This is a genomic window from Chryseobacterium viscerum (assembly GCF_002899945.2).
Classification (GTDB): Bacteria; Bacteroidota; Bacteroidia; order Flavobacteriales; family Weeksellaceae; genus Chryseobacterium; species Chryseobacterium viscerum.
Window position 1 is genome coordinate 65,401 of record NZ_PPEG02000012.1, and the last position, 17,632, is coordinate 83,032.

Here is a 17,632-nt window from a genome sequence, read left to right on the forward strand (position 1 = left end):
ATTACCAAAAATATAAAAGATATGAACTTAAACCAATATACTGTAAAATCACAGGAAGCCATCCAGGCAGCACAACAGGTTGCTATGGAATTGGGCAATCAAAGTATCGAACCTCAACATCTCCTTGAAGGAATCTTCCAGGTAGATGAAAATATATCGCCTTTCTTATTAAAAAAATCTGAAGCAGATGCCAATTTAGTAAGAGAGCGAAACCGTGAGAATTTAGAAAAACTTCCTAAAGTACAAGGAGGAAACATTTATCTTTCACAATCGGCAAACAAAGTATTGCTGGATGCTCCCAACATCGCTAAAAAAATGGGTGACGAATATGTAACGATTGAGCATTTATGGTTATCGCTTCTGGAAACCAGTTCTGAAGTGTCCAAAATGCTTAAAGATATGGGCGTAACCAAAAATCTGTTGGAAGGTGCCATTAAAGAATTAAGAAAAGGAAGTAAGGCAACTTCTGCAAGTTCTGAAGAAACCTATCAGTCTTTAAATAAATATGCTAAAAACTTCAATGAATTAGCAGCAGAAGGAAAACTGGATCCTGTAATCGGGCGTGATGAAGAAATCAGAAGGGTTCTACAGATCCTTTCCAGAAGAACAAAAAACAATCCCATCCTTATTGGAGAACCAGGTGTCGGTAAAACGGCGATTGCTGAAGGAATTGCCCACAGAATCATCAGCGGTGATGTTCCGGAAAATCTGATGGATAAAACTTTATTCTCCTTGGATATGGGAGCTTTGATCGCCGGAGCTAAATATAAGGGTGAATTTGAAGAGCGTTTAAAATCTGTAGTCAATGAGGTGACCAAAGCTGATGGGCAGATTATTCTTTTCATTGACGAGATCCATACTCTGGTAGGAGCCGGTGGTGGTGAAGGTGCTATGGATGCAGCCAACATCTTAAAGCCTGCTTTGGCAAGAGGTGAGCTGAGAGCCATTGGAGCCACTACTTTAAACGAATATCAAAAATATTTTGAAAAAGATAAGGCGTTGGAAAGACGTTTCCAGAAAGTAATGGTGGAAGAACCGGATACTGAATCTGCAATTTCGATCCTTCGTGGTATTAAAGATAAATATGAGGCTCACCACAAAGTAAGAATCAAAGATGAGGCAATTATTGCGGCTGTGGAAATGTCTCAAAGATATATTTCAGACCGTTTTTTACCGGATAAAGCCATTGACCTTATTGATGAAGCTTCTGCAAAACTGAGAATGGAAATCAATTCCAAACCGGAGGAGCTGGATGTTCTCGACAGAAAACTGATGCAGCTGGAAATTGAGCTGGCAGCCATTTCAAGAGAAGGCAACCAGACGAAAATTGATCATTTGAAGGAAGATATTGCAAAAATTTCAGAACAGAGAAATGAGATCAACGCCAAATGGCTGAAAGAAAAACAGAAAAGTGAAGATCTTACCCAGATCAAAAAAGATATTGAGTCTCTGAAACATGAAGCGGAAAGAGCTTCCAGAGCAGGAGATTATGCAAAAGTAGCGGAAATCCAGTATGGAAAACTTCGTGAAAAAGAGGAAGAGCTCACCAAGATGGAGCTTGAAATGCAGAATCATCAGAATGAGCTGATCAAAGAAGAGGTTACTGCAGAAAATATTTCGGAAGTGATTGCTAAGTGGACAGGTATTCCTGTCACCAAATTGCTGCAGTCTGAAAGAGAGAAGTTACTTAATCTGGAATCTGAACTACACCACCGAGTGGTAGGACAGGATGAAGCAATACAAGCGGTTGCTGATGCGATCAGAAGAAACAGAGCAGGTCTGAGTGATGACAAAAAGCCTATTGGTTCTTTCCTATTCCTGGGAACAACCGGAGTGGGTAAAACGGAATTGGCAAAGGCATTAGCTGAGTTCTTATTCGACGACGAAAACAACATGACCAGAATTGATATGAGTGAATATCAGGAACGTCACAGTGTTTCAAGATTGGTAGGGGCGCCTCCGGGATATGTAGGATATGATGAAGGCGGACAGCTGACTGAAGCGGTAAGAAGAAGACCTTATTCTGTGGTCCTTTTGGATGAGATTGAAAAAGCACACCCGGATGTTTTCAATACTTTACTTCAGGTTTTGGATGATGGACGTCTGACTGATAATAAAGGACGACTTGTTAATTTCAAAAACTCCATCATCATTATGACCTCTAACCTAGGATCTCATTTGATTCAGGAAAATTTTGAAAATCTTACTGAGGAAAATCAGGATGAAATTGTAGATAAAACTAAAGACGAAGTTTTTGATCTTTTGAAGCAAACCTTACGTCCGGAATTCCTGAACAGAATTGATGAAATTGTACTCTTCCAGCCTTTAAGAAAAAAAGAAATTGGAAAAATCGTTCAGTTTCAGTTGAGAGGATTTAATGAGATGTTATCCAAACGAAACATCATTATGACCTTCACTCAGGATGCCGTAGATTATCTGATGAATAAAGGCTACGATCCTGCCTTCGGAGCAAGACCATTAAAAAGAGTGATCCAGCAGGAAGTGTTAAACAAACTTTCTAAAGAGATTCTTGCAGGAAGTGTAAATGATGGAGACAGAATCACCCTGGATTATTTTGTAGAAACAGGTTTGGTTTTCAGACCTACTGAACAATAAAATAGTTTTTTTTCATATATTATTTTTGTAAATAAGTGCTGTAGAGAAATCTGCAGCACTTATTTTTTATTTATTTTATCCTATTATGGTGAAATAATATTATATTTACACTAAAAATCAATAACTAAAACAAAATCACTATGAAAAAGCTAAAAAGACAAGATTTAAAGAAAATAGATGGTGGAATTGAACCACCCACTATACAATGTGGTGAGGACTGGAGCTGCCCTCCAGGTCTTTGCTGTACAGTGGGATATGTCTGCATGGATTGGAGAAAATATCCTTGTATTTAAAGAACAGGCGGAGAAATATACTTTCTCCGCTTTTTTATAGAGTAAATCTGTATTTGCTTTCTCTCTCAATTATTATCCTTTACATACAATCCGTAAAAACACGGTAAAAATAACAGTATAATTCCCTATTTACGAATACATTTTCTAGCATATTTTTTACGAGATTTGCATATTAATTGAGTTTTACCGTAAACCATAAGCTATGAATACAGAATCAAACAACCCACTAGAACCTGGAATCATGTCAAACAGTCTTATCCAGGCTCTGATCGACAATTACCGTCAAAACCACCTAAGCACTATCAACACTGCTTTAGGAATTCAGGATGCCCACTCTATTTGGTTTGACCTTCCAAAATTGAAAAACTTTATTGCGAAAATCGAAGAAGAAGCCGCTAAAGTAAATCCTACAACTTCAGAGGCAGACCTAGGAATCAGATTTTACTATGCAACTTATCCTAAGCAGGAAAACTGGTCTATGATGGACTCTCACCCTGTTCCTGTTGAGTTTGCCGGAAAGCATACTTTAGTAATGATCCCAACCTTGAAAAAAGCCAGTGAAGCAGGAGAGCTTATTGATTTTGACTTTAACCCTTTTCAGGCCAATGGAGAGAATTCAAATTTAGCACTAAATTCACGTAATTTTACTCCATCCGGCAATGGCGGTGATAATGGTAATGGCGGTGGCGGGCCTCTTGGTGATGACTCTGGTCTTGGAGAAAATAATGGAATACTTATACCACCATATACATCGTCGGGTGAATCTTTTTAATTATAATCAATATCCCTAATACACAATATGACAGAATTCCAGGAATTTGCACAAAAATGCATTCTTTGGTCTGAAGGACTTGCTGCGGCCATTGCAATTTTCCATTATAATCGTTTAAAAGAACAACATTGGAAATTTTTTGTGTTCTATCTGGTATTCATTTTCCTAGGGGAAGCCTATGGTAAATGGGGAAGTTTTATTCATTTTACTAAAGCCCAATACTATAACTATCTTTTGATGCCGATCCAGTTTATATTTTTTTACTGGTTATATGCTGTGAAATCCCTAGGTAGAACTAAATTATTTTGGATATTATCTATTTTATATTTGCTATCATTTATTCCGAATGAATTATATTTTTCAAAAAGTAAAATAGTGTTTGCTTTTAACTATACATTTGGATGTCTTATCTTAATGCTATTGGTAATAATGGAGTATTATAAACAAATTAATTCTCACAACATTCTCAATTTTAATAAAAACAAAATGTTTTATATTAATCTCGGAATTACATTATCATACATAGGAACATTACCTTTTATGGCATTTTTATCATTCCTGGTAAACTATAAGGAGATCTGGAATATTTATTTCAATTATTTTCTAATGTCAGTTATTGTGATGTATATTTTATTTGCAAGTTCATTTATATGGGGAAAACAGAGCTCTTAATTGTCATTATTCTATTCAATGTACTTTTTGTAATGTTTGTAACGGCGGTATTAATCTATATCAGAAGTTACAAACAACGCAAGAAGGAGCATCTTAATGAAATTGAAAGAAAAAATGAACTTCATCAAAGAGAGATCCTTTCTACCCAACTGGAAATCCAGCAGGCTACCATGCAGCAGATCGGCCGGGAACTTCATGATAACATTGGTCAGAAACTTACTCTTGTGAGCCTTTATGTACAGCAGATGCTTTATGAAAATAGGGCACCGGAAGCCAATGAGAGAATTGATCAGGTTTCTCAGATCATCAACCAGTCTCTGCAAGATCTTCGAAGCTTGTCAAAAACATTAACCGATGACAATATCAACCAAAAGGAAATTGTAACTTTAATACAGGAAGAAGTAGATAACACTAATTCTTTTAAAAGGTGTAAAGTAAGCTTTGAGCACAATTTTAAACAGCTGGATTTAGGTTTTGTTCATAAAAATGTTCTGCTCAGAATCACTCAGGAGTTTATTCAGAATAGTATAAAACACTCAGGCTGTAAAAATATTTTCATCAGCCTGAATACTTCTGAAGACATTCTTTGGGAACTTGATATTCGTGATGATGGAACCGGGTTTGACACTTCCCAGATCAAGTCCAACGGAATAGGCCTTACCAACATGAAAAACAGAGCCGAAATCATAGGAGCTCGCTTTCGCATGGAAAGCCAGGAAAATGCAGGAACCCACCTTAATATTATCTTAAAAAAACAGTCATGAAAAAATCAATTGTAATTGTTGACGATCATATACTTATAGCCAAGGCTCTGGAAGGAATTATTGGTAACTTCAATGAATTTGAAGTAATCTATGTGTGTGAAAATGGGAAGGACCTTATTCAGAAACTTGAGGAGGGCAACGCAATTCCGGATATTATTCTTTTAGATATCAGTATGCCGATTATGGACGGATTTGAAACGGCAGCCTGGCTTACAAAAAACCACCCAGACATCAAGGTTATGGCCCTCAGCATGCAGGGAGACGACAACAGCGTGATCAAGATGATCAAAAGCGGAGCAAAAGGCTATCTCTTAAAAAACACCCATCCAAGAGATTTGGAAACAGCCCTTACCCGATTGAATAGTGATGGCTTCTTTTATCCGGACTGGGCTTCAAAAATTATTTTCTCCAACCTTAATAAAGAAACGGAATCTGAAATTGCCATAAGAATTTCCGACAGGGAAAAAGAATTCCTGAAATATACGGTCACTGAGCTCAGCTATAAGGAAATTGCAGACAGAATGTGCTGCAGTCCAAGGACCGTAGAAAGCTACCGTGATCAGCTTTGTGAAAAACTGGATTTAAAAACCCGTGTAGGACTTGCCGTTTTTGCCATTAAAAATGGTTTTGCAAATTAATTTTAGCTACAAAAAATTAATTTAAAAGCTGGTTTAAACGAAACATATTCGTTAAAAACAATTTACAGACAAAACACATCACCATATTTATAAAGATTGATTAAAATTCAAAACAAACTAAATAACACTGAATTAAAATCAATAAAAAATCAAAATCAATAGTAATTCCGTAATTATTTTACAGAATTACTTGCATATTAATTTCAAATAATATAATTTCACATCCTCAACCAAATTATAACGATATGAAAAAACTATTATTCGGAGCTCTTATGCTCGGGTTAATGACAGCTTGTAACAATGACAACATTTCTAACCAAAATGAAACACAGGCTGAACCGGAAACTTCTTCACTAGCCTCCAAAAGAATTTGTCCATCTGAGGAAATGAGACAAGAGGCATTACAAAAAGATCCTGCATTGAGACAAAAAGTAGAAGAAATTGAGGCCAATGCAAAAAAATTCTCCAACAATCTTGCTTTAGGAAAAGTTCTTGCGGATGGAACTGTTGAAATTCCAGTTGTTGTTAATGTAATCTATAAAACTGCTGCACAAAACGTATCTGATGCCAGAATTGCAGAGCAAATTGCGATTTTGAACGCTGACTATGGAGGTACAAACAGTGATGTTTCCCAAATCCCTACAGAATTCCAGGGAGTAAAAGCAGGTGATGTAAAAGTAAGATTCAAACTGGCAAACACCATAAGAAAAACCACTACCAAAACATCATGGAGCAAAACAGACAGAGCAAATAATACTATGAAAAAAGCCTCTACAGGAGGAATTGATGCTACTAATCCTACAAATTATTTTAATATCTGGATTGTTGGAAGCATGCCAGATACTCAAGGAAGTATCCTTGGATATGCAACTTTCCCTGAGGATGCAGGCACATGGAAAGATGGTGTAGTAATTGCCTCTCCTTATTTTGGAAAAACAGGAACTTCTGCTCCATTTAATCTGGGAAGAACTGCCACTCATGAAGTGGGTCACTATTTAGGTCTTAGACATATCTGGGGAGATACCAATTGCGGTGATGATTTAATTGCTGATACCCCTACCCAGACAACAGCTAATACAGGTGCTCCATCTTACCCTCTTTACAACACTTGTTATGGCGTGAAAAGATCTGTAATGTTTATGAATTATATGGATTATTCTGATGATAATTCACTCTATATGTTTACAGCAGGACAAAAGACAAAAATGCAGTCTGTAACAGCTTCTTCTGGAGCAAGATCCGGACTAAGAGTTTTATAAAAATACATTTTTTAAAATAGTTGAAACCTATCTCAAATGTTGAGATAGGTTTTTTTACTATTATTACCGTGGTTACCCTGTAAGTTTATGAAAGCTTAAAAAAAACAGGAGCGCATTTTATCCTAAAAAAATTCTACAAATAATAAAAAATATAAAATTATTTACATTAAAAATACACTTAAAAGTGAAATAAAAAACAAAATATAAGAATTTAATGAAAACTCAAAACAAAACCAATAACTTTAAATTAAAAACACGCAAACGCATTAAAACATATTAATTTCGTAAATATTTTACAAATTGTTTGCACATTAATTTTAAATAATATAATTTCACAACCTCAACCAAATTATATTATAACGATATGAAAAAATTCTTATTTGGAGCCCTCATTCTGGGCTTTATGTCGGCATGTAACACCGACAGCTTAAACAATCAAAACGAAACACCTTTGAATGAGGAACCTCCTATCGCAAGTGCCCTTAAAAGAAGCTGTCCTTCTGAAGAATTGAGAGCTGAAATGTTACAGAAAAACCCTTCTCTAAGGCTAAAAGCAGACGAAATTGAAGCCCGTACTCAAAACTTTGCAGAGAATCTTAAATTGGGAAAAGTTCTCGCAGATGGAACAGTTGAAATCCCGGTTGTTTTTAACGTAATTTATAACACCTCTGCTCAGAATGTTTCTGATGCAAGAATTGCAGAACAAATCGCTGTACTAAATGCTGATTATGGTGCTACCAATTCTGATATTACTAAAATTCCTTCCGCATTTCAGCCATCTGCTGCAGGTGATGTAAAAATTCGTTTCAAATTAATAGCTACCAACCGTAAGCAGAATTCAAAAACAGGCTGGAAGTCTAACCTGGAAGAGATGAAAAAAGCAAGCACTGGAGGTATTGATGCTACTGATGTAAATAAAAATATGAATATATGGGTTGTTAATTCAATCCTTGACCAAAATGGTCAGGCTGGAACGCTAGGCTATGCTTATTATCCTGAAAATGCAGGACAATGGTATGATGGTCTTGTAATTGGATATCAGTACATCGGAAAAACAGGTGCTTCTGCTCCGTTCAACTTAGGAAGAACGGTAACTCACGAAGTAGGACACTACCTAAACCTTCCACACCTTTGGGGATCATCTGATGCTGGCTGCCAGACAGATTACTCTAATGATACTCCTACATCTCCTGGCCCTAACTACGGGAATCCTACCTATCCTCTAAACAGAGTTTGTGGAGGTGTAAGCCGCTCTCAAATGTTCATGAATTATATGGATTATGTAGATGACAAATCTATGGTGATGTTCTCTGCTAACCAAAAAACAAGAATGCAGGCTGTAGTAGCTGCATCCGGACCAAGATCTGGATTAAGATAATCAACAACGCAAGTTGTAATATTATAAAAATATTAAAATAGTCTATCTCAATTTTTGGGATAGATTTTTTTAATACTTTTACATGATTTAATTTCGCACCACTACTAAGATGAAAAAATTAGCACTAGCATCAGGAATACTATTGCACTTATACTGTATTAAAGCACAGGATACTATCCAAATTAAAACACAGGATACCATCCAAGCCAGGAGTCTTAAAGAAGATCTTGCATTAATTAATTCCGGTTACAGCATTCAGGAGAAATCCCCTTTTTTCAAAAAAGAATGGGTAAAAAAATCAGTCGCTCCTGCTCTGCTTTTTGCCGCTGCTGCGGCAACATGGGGAGAAAAGGAGAATATCCGTGAGGTAAGAAACCGATACCTTCCCAACTTTAAAGTCAAATATGATGATTATCTTCAATATGCTCCTGCAGCTGCCGTTTACGGATTAAAACTGGCAGGTGTAAAAGGTAGAAACAATCTCGGGCGGGCCACTTTATCCTATGGTACCAGCTTAGTCATCATGGCTATTTTAGTCAATTCTATTAAATATACCGCAAAAGTGGAACGTCCGGACGGGTCCAAAAACAATTCTTTTCCATCAGGACATGCTGCTATGGCTTTTACCAATGCCAGTTTTCTACACAAAGAATATGGTATGGTAAACCCAGCCTATAGTATTGCAGGGTATGGTTCTGCTGCTATTACGGGACTTGGACGGAATTTAAATAACAGACACTGGGTTCCGGATATTCTTGCCGGTGCTGGGATAGGGATTATCTCAACAGAGCTTGGATATTTCTTTATTGATAAAATTTATAAGAACAAAGGAGATAATTTAAGTCTCTTATCCAGAATACAAGGAAACGATTATCCATCTTTTCTTGCCTTAAAGACGGGTGTGGCATTAGGAACCACCAACTTCCTGAAAGAATCTGAGCTCGATGACAAAAAGCAAACAGGTTTTGAGGGCGGATTGGAAGGAGCTTATTTCTTTTCAAAAAAATGGGGTGTGGGTGCAGATATCACCTTCAGCAGCTTCCCGATTAAATCTCAAAGGATAGACTTTGATGACGGGCAGGATTTTGGTAATCATGAACTAAAAACGCAATCCATGGGCTTCCTGGCTGCAGGTATTGGTCCATATTTTTCTCATGAATTCTCAGATAAGTGGCAGCTTACCTTAAAGCTAACCGGAGGGTATGCCGCCACAGCAAGTGGAAAAGTATTTGTAAAAGGAGATGATATAGACGCTCCTAACCATGAGCTTCAAATAGCCCGATACAAGCCCAAACCAGCCTTCCGCTGGAATACAGGAGCTGCTATGACCTACAAATTCAATCCGGGGCTAGGTCTTACTTTCTATACAGATTACAATCAGATCAACTCTACGATCCGTTATCACTTCAGTGACGAGATTAAAGAAAGTGCCGAGCTGGATGAGGAACTTAATAACATGATTGCTAAAGAAAGAATCAATTATATTACATTAGGCTTAAGATTGACAGCCTATTTTTAAAATAAAAAAGCCTTCAGAATCTGAAGGCTTTTACTTTTATAAATTTTTGCGATTATTTTCCGGAGTATAATCCATAAACAGATCTCCATCCAGCTGTACCGATTTTATTTTTTTCTTAATAGGAATTACCAGATCTGTTAGTTTCTGATCTTTTTCCCAAACAGAAGGTGAGAAATGCAGTTTCTCTGTAGTCCCATCTTCGTATGACAATATTGCATCAAACGGAATTACAAATCCACCTACATTCGCCACGTTTACCGTAAGCATATCATTCATCTGGGAAGCTCCCGTTACTTTTAAATCAATATAATTATTGGTATAAAACCAATTCTGGAAGAACCAATTCAGATTTTTCCCTGAACCGGTATTCATAGAGTTGAAATAATCCCATGGCACCGGATGCTTTCCATTCCAGTTGTCCATATAATGGTGTAATGCTTTTTTGAACAGTTCATCTCCTAAATAATCTTTCAGCGCCAGATAAGACAAAGAGGCTTTCACATAGGAATTGTTTCCATATCCCGCACCACTCACCTGTGTACTCATCGTAATTATAGGCTGATCCTGTTCTGCAGACGGATCATTGATCCATTTTTTGACACGGAAGTTTTTATAAAATTCTTTAGCAGCAGCTTCTCCATTCTCATCAATACCTATAAGATATTCCAGGGTGGTAGCACAACCTTCATCCATGAATGCATATCTCGTTTCGTTGATTCCCATGTAAAAAGGAAAATACGTATGGGCAATTTCATGATCTGCCGTCAATCTTGCATCCTGAAGATCATCAGGAATACTGGTATCATTGATCATCATTGGATATTCCATATCTGCATATCCTTGGATAGCGGTCATTACATTGTAGGGATATTCTACTCCCGGCCAGTTTTTAGAAAACCAATCCAGGTTATAACGCATCCAGTCTACATAGTGTTCAAAATCTTTTGCTCCGTTTTTATATCCGGATTGAACGCTCGCTCTTTTTGTTTTTAACTGAACACTTGCTGCATCCCACACATAATGATTACTCAATGCAAAACAGAAATCTGTAATATGGCTGGCTTTGAACTTCCATATATTCCATTTTTTCTGCTGCGTAACTTTCCCGGACCTCATTTCCTGCTCTGTAGCAATATGCATTACTTTATCGCTTTTTAATGAAGCTTTATATCTTTTTAAATATTCCGGCTGAAGTACAGCTTCCGGGTTCAGAAAATCTCCCGTTGCCCAAACTACATAATTTTTAGGTGCAGTAATGGCAAAGCTATAGTCATTGAAATCATTATAAAATTCCTGTCTGTCTGAGTGCTGAAGCATATCCCATCCGTTGTAATCATCATACACAGATATTCTTGGAAAAGAATAGGCTACGTAAAAAGTTTCAGAATCTATCTGACCCTCTCTTCCACTCTGTACAGAAAGCGGATACTCCCACTCTATTTTAACTTCGGATTTTGATTTTGATTTTAAAGCTGTTTTTAATTTTACTTTTTCAACGGTACTCCAATCGTCACTATCAATATCATATTTCTCACCATTCACGATGAAAGATTTAATCTTAAGCCCTGAAGACAGAAAATCCTTAGAGACCACTCCAGATCTTGGCGACTGTGGCTTGTGAAGGTTATTTACAAATCGTATCGCCAGTTCATTCAGGTTATCCGGGCTGTTGTTTGTGTAGACAATCGTTTCTTTTCCGGAAACCACCTTTGTGCTGGCATCCACTTTCACCTCTACATTATACGCTCCTTTATTCTGCCAGTAGCTTTTACCTGGTGCCCCGGAGATATCCCGTGTTCCTTTTTCATATGCTTTTTTGATGTTCCTCGGCATATATAGTTCCTGTGCAGACAGTTGCAGTAAAGAAACTGCTATCAGCAATCCGGAAAAAATTTTCTTCATATCGATCTTTTTAAAGATAGGTATCAAAAATAGCGAAAATGTGACAGCAGGTGATGATTTCTTTTATAATAATATTTTATTATAATTGGTTTTACATTAATTTATTCTATAATCTTTCCTGTTCCGTGGTTTTCTTTATTGTTTTTGCATTTTTCACAGACTGGTTTCCAAAGTTGAATTTCAATGATAATGTGACTCCCTGCGCATCGGTATAATCAAGGAAATAATTATCCTGATTTGCATATTTCGTACTCACTTTCTGACCTGTACTTCTGAAAATATCGCTGACCACAAAACTCGCTTCCAATTTTTTATTAAAGAACTTTCTATTCATGACAAAATAGGCTGACCAGACAGAAGAAATCCTGAATGTCCCCTGTATTCCCGGAGAATAATAACGATGCCCCATTTCCATTTTCCAATCGCTGCTTTTATCAAGTGTAAAGCTAGTGGAGATATTGGAAACCCAGTTCAGGACTTTATTTTTATACAGCATTCCGTCTGTTCCCTTGAAATAGTTTTCGTTATGTTCAAGATTTTCGGACACGATGATATTCCACCATGGTTTCACCTGGAAATTTTTGTAAAGACTGGCCCCGAAAGCTTCTCCTTTTTCAATATTGGTAAAATAGTAAATCAGACTGTTGGTGCTTGGCTCCTGATAGGATATTTCCATAGAGGGATAAATTTCTTTTCGATAATACAGATCCAGGTTCCATTCTTTCCATGAATAGGTAAGATTCAGGTTATGTGTAATTGTTGCCTTCAGCTTCGGATCTCCCTGGTAGTATGAAAACAGGTTGTAATAAGATTTGGCAGGATTCAACCATGAATAGGAAGGTCTGCTGATCCTTTTTCCATAAGAAAACCCGAATTCCTGCTTATTTTCTGTAGTATACTGTACATAGAAAGTCGGAAAGAACTTCCAGTAGTTGCTTTTATTCAGTTCATAGGGTTCAGAAACGACACCTTCAAGATCTGTCATTTCGGCACGAAGCCCTCCCTTAAAGTTCCATTTTCCAATATTGTAGGCCAGTGAAGAATACAGGGCAAAATTATGTTCTTTATAATCAAAAATACTGCTCTTTTCGGGACGGTATTGCAAAACGCCATTCTCGTTGTCTGAGAAATCAAGTGTACTGTTTGTCTTTACAAAACTATATTTCGCTCCGGATTCCAGCTCCAGTTTTTCACCTTTCCACTGATAATCCAATTGGGTAGAATAAAGCTGTACATCTGCTTGATTCTGTGTAATGAAGTTATCTTCTTTAGGGGGCTGACCCGCAAAGTTCAGATAGGTAATCACATTCTGATATTTATCGCTATTATTTCCGGTAAAGTAATTGATCCAGGAAAGACTGCTTTTTTTATTCAGTTTATGGTCTATCTGAAAACTCACAGAATTATTGATAGACCTCGATCGGTGATCATTAATTGTTGTGTAATTGGATTCCACGATATCCTGAGCATTATAGATCAGCGTAGGAACATGGTAGGTTCCGAAAGATTTTGGAGAGAAAAACCCTGAATAATTGAGGCTTAAGCTGGTCAAGCTGTCCAGCTCATATTCCACATTAAAATTCAGGGTATTTTGGTTAGTGTTTTTATCCTTCCTGTTCATCGTACTCACCCATCGGGTTTGGCTTTCCGGGTAATTCACATAGTCTGTCCCTTCCCGGTAATACGTTCCCATCCCTCTATAATAGCTTCCCATAACGGAAAGTTTATCTTTTTTATAATACTGAGAAAGTCCGACAACGCCTTTCGCATACTGTGTCTGTATATATTTGGATGAAATGATCCCTCGGTAGCCTTCAATCTTATTTTTCTTCAGAACGATATTCAGGACTGCACTTCCCGAAGCTTCATATTTTGCTGGAGGATTGGTGATCACCTCTATAGACTTCACATCATCTCCCTGTGTATTTTCAAGAAGATTTTTGAGCTCATCTCCCGTTAGCATTACTTTTTTATCATTAATGGTCACCAGGATTCCAGTACCTCCTTTTACACTCAGCGTACTATTATTTACAGTGACACTGGGTGTATTTTTTAAAATTTCCCAGGCATTGAGTGATGAAACATTGCTGTTTTCAACATTAAATTCCAAGCGGTCAACTTTTCTTTTCACCAACGGTTTACGCTTCGTCATTACTACTCCCTCTATTTCCTGAGTTTCTTTTTTAAGAGTAATATGTAAAGGGTCAAGCTGCTTCAGATCAATCTTTTTCTCAAATAGAGAATATCCCTGATTTTTGACAACGAGTTTCACATTCTCTTCTATAATATCCTCCAGCACGAAATTTCCATTATCGTCTGTTTTTAATTCTTTGATTAATTTATTTTGAGAATTATAGAGCTCTACCTTTACAGATGAAAGTTTTTCGTTATCCGTGTTTACAACAGTTCCTCCAAGTTTTTGTTTCTGGGCAAGAACCATGAGGGGCAGACACAGAAAAAAAAGAATTTTATACATGGCTTATTTTTTAATCCTATCAAACAAAACAATGGTTCTGTTCTATGGGTACAAAATTCCATATTGAAAGGGAGAATCTCGGTTAACGATGGGTTAATGATAGGTTAATGTCTTTTCTTTAAAATAATAAAGCCTGAATTTCCGAATTCAGGCTTCAAAATATATAGAGAATATGCTTATGGATAAGGAATTGCTTTATCCAGTTATTTTTTGATGTACATCTGCGTTTGTTTGGTCAAACCTGCAAACTCTTCTTTACTTTTGCTGGACATTTCAAAAACATAATAATAGGGCATCATCATGATCTGAACAAAATTTTTATTTTTATTGGAATTTCTTTTTCATTACATAGCCTTTTAATTTTATAAAAACACCCAAAACAGCACTAATCATCAGGTTAATAAAAGGTTAATGATAAAAATACTATTTCAGTAGAATGTTAAAGTTTTATCTTTGTTTCAATGATCACTAAAAGCAAAAACCTTATTGCTCTTTTCGCTACCCTGTTCCTTCTTCTGCTAGGGATACAGGCTTATTTTATGTACAAGACATATCAGGTAAAGGAACGCGAGATTTACAGAGATGTTCATGCAAGACTTACCAACTATACCGACAGACTGGAAGATCTGGGTGGTATCAAAAGTAGAACAGATGATACCATTCAGAAAATCTTAATTCGATATCATGATAAAAAGATCAGTAAAAAAGATTTTCTGGAGTACTTTAAAAAAAACAGAAAGGAAAATGAAAAGCATCTCAGCGACTACGTAGATGCAAGTTTTAAAAAAGAAGGTTATGAAATTGCTACGAAAACAGAATACATTTCCATCATTTATATCCCTGACAGCACCCGCCTGATTGATCAGCCGATCACCTTGTATGAAACCCGAAACAAAGTTTCCAATCCTAAAATTGCCAATACAGGTAAATGGGAAACTACATCAAGATCCACGACTAATGATGACACTCCCGGCCGAAACGACTCTTTTCTTCTGAAAAGCAATACCGGTTTCGAGATTTTAAATATCAAAACCATCATATTTAAAGAGCTTGCTCTGCTCACCATATGCTGTGCCGCCATTCTCGCCAGTGTGCTCTTACTTTATATTTTCACCGTTAAAAATCTAGCCCGCCAGCAGAAACAGGTAGAAGTTCTCCACACCGTTGTGGATAATATTTCCCATGAATTTAAAACTCCCATTGCTACATTAAAAATAGCCTCAAAAACTTTAAAAAAGGAATGGAATCCTGAAACGCTGCCCCTCATCGACCGGCAGATCAACCGTCTAGAAAACCTGATGCTTCAGCTCCACAAAGACGAAACCTCTGAGGAAATTCTTTCGATACAACCTGAAGACTGGAGTTTTTTTGTGCAGGATCTGGCCTTCACTTATCCTGAAATCAATTTTGATTTGTCCAATAAAATCACAGAAGAGCTTCCTTTTGACCAGCATCTTATGGAAACCATCATCAAAAATCTTTGTGAGAACAGTGTAAAGTACGGAGCTTCCGATGTGAAAATCAATATCAATAATTCTCCTCAAACCTTCAAAATAGAGATCAGCGACAACGGTTGTGGCATTGAGAAAAAAGAACTTGATCATATTTTTGAAAAATTCTACAGAATACAGAACAATAATATTCATAACAGTAAAGGGCTTGGACTCGGGCTTTATTTCGTGAAGAAAATCATTACAAATTATGGCGGCAAAATAAACGTGTCCAGCCAGCTTACTATAGGCAGTACTTTTAAAATATCAATTCCTTATGAAAACTAAAATCCTTCTGGCAGAAGACGATCCGGATTTCGGAATGATCCTGAAACAGTATCTTGAATTGGAAGATTTTGAAGTCAGCTGGTTTCAGAATCCTGAAGAGGTTGTGCCGTTACTTCATGCTGATTTTCCTTTTCAAATAGGAATTCTGGATGTGATGATGCCTCATCTTGACGGCTTTTCTCTGGCTAAAATGATCATCAAGGAAAAAAAGGATTTTCCATTGCTGTTTTTAACTGCCAAAAACCAAAAAATAGACCGCCTAACGGGATTGAAAATAGGCGCCGATGACTATATTGCTAAACCTTGTGATCCTGAAGAGCTTGTTTTAAGAATTAAAAATATCCTGAAGAGAACACTTCCCGCTGTTTCGGAAAACGAGATCCAGATCGGACAGTTTTCTCTGGATACAGCCAAACTTCTGCTGTCACATCCCAATGGCAATTCAAGATTAACCATCCGGGAACAACAGCTTCTTTTGTATCTTCTGAAACACAACCGCTCTATCATTACAAGAGATAATATTCTGGATAACCTGTGGGAAACCAATGATTATTTTACGGGTCGAAGTCTTGATGTATTCATCAGCAGGCTCCGTAAGTATTTCATTAGTGACCCCGAAATAAAAATCCAATCCCTGAGAGGAATTGGATTTGAAGTCGATTTTCCAACCCACTGATTTTTTTATAGGGAAAGATTTACAATAACCGGGAAATGATCAGATGGATAAAGTAAATTTTCTCTTCTGTCATTGATGTGTCTGTGAGATTTTATCTTAAAACCATTTGTAAAAATATAATCAATCCTGTCTTTCGGAACTTCGTTTACGTTGAAACCTGTGAAAGTTCCTACCGGGCCATAATGCTTGGTTTCGGAATGGTAAAAGGTATCTTTCATATTCTGGGAAAGGATTTTAATGGGCTCCGAATCATCTGTCAGGTTAAAATCTCCACTTAATGCTACCGGAAGGTTTTTAGGATTCAATTCTTTGATCTTTTTCAGGATCAGCTCAGAAGATTTTACTCTTGCAACATTTCCTACATGATCGAAATGAAGGTTCATCGCCAGAAATTCCTTTTTCGATTTTTTATCTTTAAATACAGCATAGGTACAGATTCTGTTCAATGCAGCATCCCAGCCTTTTGAAGGTTTCTCCGGAGTTTCAGACAACCAGAACGTTCCCGATTTTACGACTTCAAGTTTGTCTGTATCATAAAATATAGCAGAAAACTCACCTTTTTCTTTGCCGTCATCTCTTCCTACTCCTATATAATTGTAGTTCTTCAATCCGTTTTTAATATCCTTCATCTGTTCCGGAAGCGCTTCCTGAACTCCGAAATAATCCGGATGATAATACGTTAGTAAATCGGCAACATCCTGTTTCCTATTCGGCCATGCATTGTCTTTATCGGATTCAACATTCAGTCTGATATTGAAACTCATCACGGTAAGGTCCTGTGAAAATCCTAATGCAAAAAGCATCAGAAACATCATTGAAAATCTGAAATTCATATAGTATTTTATCAGTAAGAGACAAAAATAAAACTTCTCTGCGACAGAAAAGCTTT

Annotated in this window: 13 protein-coding genes; 10 read left to right on the forward strand and 3 right to left on the reverse strand. The window is 36.9% G+C overall.

The window, feature by feature from the left end:
* The first annotated feature begins 21 nt into the window (after positions 1–21).
* The 8 genes from clpB (at position 22) to C1634_RS23960 (ending at position 9,911) form a co-directional block, all read left to right on the forward strand.
* Positions 22–2,616: an ATP-dependent chaperone ClpB gene (gene clpB, locus C1634_RS23925; RefSeq protein ID WP_103234542.1), complete on the forward strand. Its 2,595-nt coding sequence runs from the start codon at positions 22–24 to the stop codon at positions 2,614–2,616.
* Positions 2,617–2,756: 140 nt separating this feature from the next.
* On the forward strand, positions 2,757–2,909 hold the full coding sequence (locus C1634_RS26170; RefSeq protein ID WP_165835393.1) for a hypothetical protein: 153 nt from the start codon (positions 2,757–2,759) through the stop codon (positions 2,907–2,909).
* Positions 2,910–3,111: 202 nt separating this feature from the next.
* Positions 3,112–3,681 (forward strand): hypothetical protein, encoded by a 570-nt coding sequence (locus C1634_RS23930; RefSeq protein WP_103234543.1) that lies wholly within the window; start codon positions 3,112–3,114, stop codon positions 3,679–3,681.
* A gap of 650 nt (positions 3,682–4,331) precedes the next feature.
* A complete protein-coding gene (locus C1634_RS23940; RefSeq protein ID WP_103232532.1) occupies positions 4,332–5,117 on the forward strand; it encodes a sensor histidine kinase in 786 nt (261 codons plus the stop codon).
* On the forward strand, positions 5,114–5,755 hold the full coding sequence (locus C1634_RS23945) for a response regulator transcription factor (protein WP_109739267.1): 642 nt from the start codon (positions 5,114–5,116) through the stop codon (positions 5,753–5,755). Before C1634_RS23940 ends, C1634_RS23945 begins: the two co-directional genes overlap by 4 nt.
* Before the next feature lie 245 nt (positions 5,756–6,000).
* Complete coding sequence (locus tag C1634_RS23950; RefSeq protein ID WP_103232531.1) at positions 6,001–7,014, forward strand: zinc metalloprotease; 1,014 nt, start codon at positions 6,001–6,003, stop codon at positions 7,012–7,014.
* Positions 7,015–7,378: 364 nt separating this feature from the next.
* Positions 7,379–8,392 (forward strand): zinc metalloprotease, encoded by a 1,014-nt coding sequence (locus C1634_RS23955; protein WP_103232530.1) that lies wholly within the window; start codon positions 7,379–7,381, stop codon positions 8,390–8,392.
* A 109-nt stretch (positions 8,393–8,501) separates the two neighbouring features.
* Positions 8,502–9,911: a phosphatase PAP2 family protein gene (locus C1634_RS23960; RefSeq protein WP_103232529.1), complete on the forward strand. Its 1,410-nt coding sequence runs from the start codon at positions 8,502–8,504 to the stop codon at positions 9,909–9,911.
* A gap of 36 nt (positions 9,912–9,947) precedes the next feature.
* Here C1634_RS23960 and C1634_RS23965 read toward each other — a convergent pair whose 3' ends face one another.
* Positions 9,948–11,813: a M1 family metallopeptidase gene (locus C1634_RS23965; RefSeq protein ID WP_103232528.1), complete on the reverse strand. Its 1,866-nt coding sequence runs from the start codon at positions 11,811–11,813 to the stop codon at positions 9,948–9,950.
* 106 nt (positions 11,814–11,919) lie between these two features.
* A complete protein-coding gene (locus tag C1634_RS23970; RefSeq protein ID WP_103232527.1) occupies positions 11,920–14,289 on the reverse strand; it encodes an outer membrane beta-barrel family protein in 2,370 nt (789 codons plus the stop codon).
* Between the two features lie 461 nt (positions 14,290–14,750).
* Here C1634_RS23970 and C1634_RS23975 point away from each other — a divergent pair, with 461 nt between their 5' ends.
* Both C1634_RS23975 and C1634_RS23980 read left to right on the forward strand, forming a co-directional pair.
* Complete coding sequence (locus tag C1634_RS23975) at positions 14,751–16,067, forward strand: sensor histidine kinase (RefSeq protein WP_103232526.1); 1,317 nt, start codon at positions 14,751–14,753, stop codon at positions 16,065–16,067.
* Entirely contained in the window at positions 16,057–16,743 is a 687-nt protein-coding gene (locus tag C1634_RS23980; protein ID WP_103232525.1) for a response regulator transcription factor, read from the forward strand. The genes C1634_RS23975 and C1634_RS23980 overlap by 11 nt, the downstream gene beginning before the upstream one ends.
* Before the next feature lie 5 nt (positions 16,744–16,748).
* On the opposite strand, the gene C1634_RS23985 is transcribed toward C1634_RS23980, so the two are convergent.
* Positions 16,749–17,576: an endonuclease/exonuclease/phosphatase family protein gene (locus tag C1634_RS23985; protein ID WP_109739268.1), complete on the reverse strand. Its 828-nt coding sequence runs from the start codon at positions 17,574–17,576 to the stop codon at positions 16,749–16,751.
* Positions 17,577–17,632: the final 56 nt, after the last annotated feature.

Excerpts from the sequence above, each read along its gene's own strand:
- clpB (WP_103234542.1), top strand. The coding sequence starts at position 22 with ATGAACTTAAACCAATATACTGTAAAATCACAGGAAGCCATCCAGGCA.
- C1634_RS26170 (WP_165835393.1), top strand. The coding sequence starts at position 2,757 with ATGAAAAAGCTAAAAAGACAAGATTTAAAGAAAATAGATGGTGGAATT.
- C1634_RS23930 (WP_103234543.1), top strand. The coding sequence starts at position 3,112 with ATGAATACAGAATCAAACAACCCACTAGAACCTGGAATCATGTCAAAC.
- C1634_RS23940 (WP_103232532.1), top strand. The coding sequence starts at position 4,332 with ATGGGGAAAACAGAGCTCTTAATTGTCATTATTCTATTCAATGTACTT.
- C1634_RS23945 (WP_109739267.1), top strand. The coding sequence starts at position 5,114 with ATGAAAAAATCAATTGTAATTGTTGACGATCATATACTTATAGCCAAG.
- C1634_RS23950 (WP_103232531.1), top strand. The coding sequence starts at position 6,001 with ATGAAAAAACTATTATTCGGAGCTCTTATGCTCGGGTTAATGACAGCT.
- C1634_RS23955 (WP_103232530.1), top strand. The coding sequence starts at position 7,379 with ATGAAAAAATTCTTATTTGGAGCCCTCATTCTGGGCTTTATGTCGGCA.
- C1634_RS23960 (WP_103232529.1), top strand. The coding sequence starts at position 8,502 with ATGAAAAAATTAGCACTAGCATCAGGAATACTATTGCACTTATACTGT.
- C1634_RS23965 (WP_103232528.1), bottom strand. The coding sequence starts at position 11,813 with ATGAAGAAAATTTTTTCCGGATTGCTGATAGCAGTTTCTTTACTGCAA.
- C1634_RS23970 (WP_103232527.1), bottom strand. The coding sequence starts at position 14,289 with ATGTATAAAATTCTTTTTTTTCTGTGTCTGCCCCTCATGGTTCTTGCC.
- C1634_RS23975 (WP_103232526.1), top strand. The coding sequence starts at position 14,751 with ATGATCACTAAAAGCAAAAACCTTATTGCTCTTTTCGCTACCCTGTTC.
- C1634_RS23980 (WP_103232525.1), top strand. The coding sequence starts at position 16,057 with ATGAAAACTAAAATCCTTCTGGCAGAAGACGATCCGGATTTCGGAATG.
- C1634_RS23985 (WP_109739268.1), bottom strand. The coding sequence starts at position 17,576 with ATGAATTTCAGATTTTCAATGATGTTTCTGATGCTTTTTGCATTAGGA.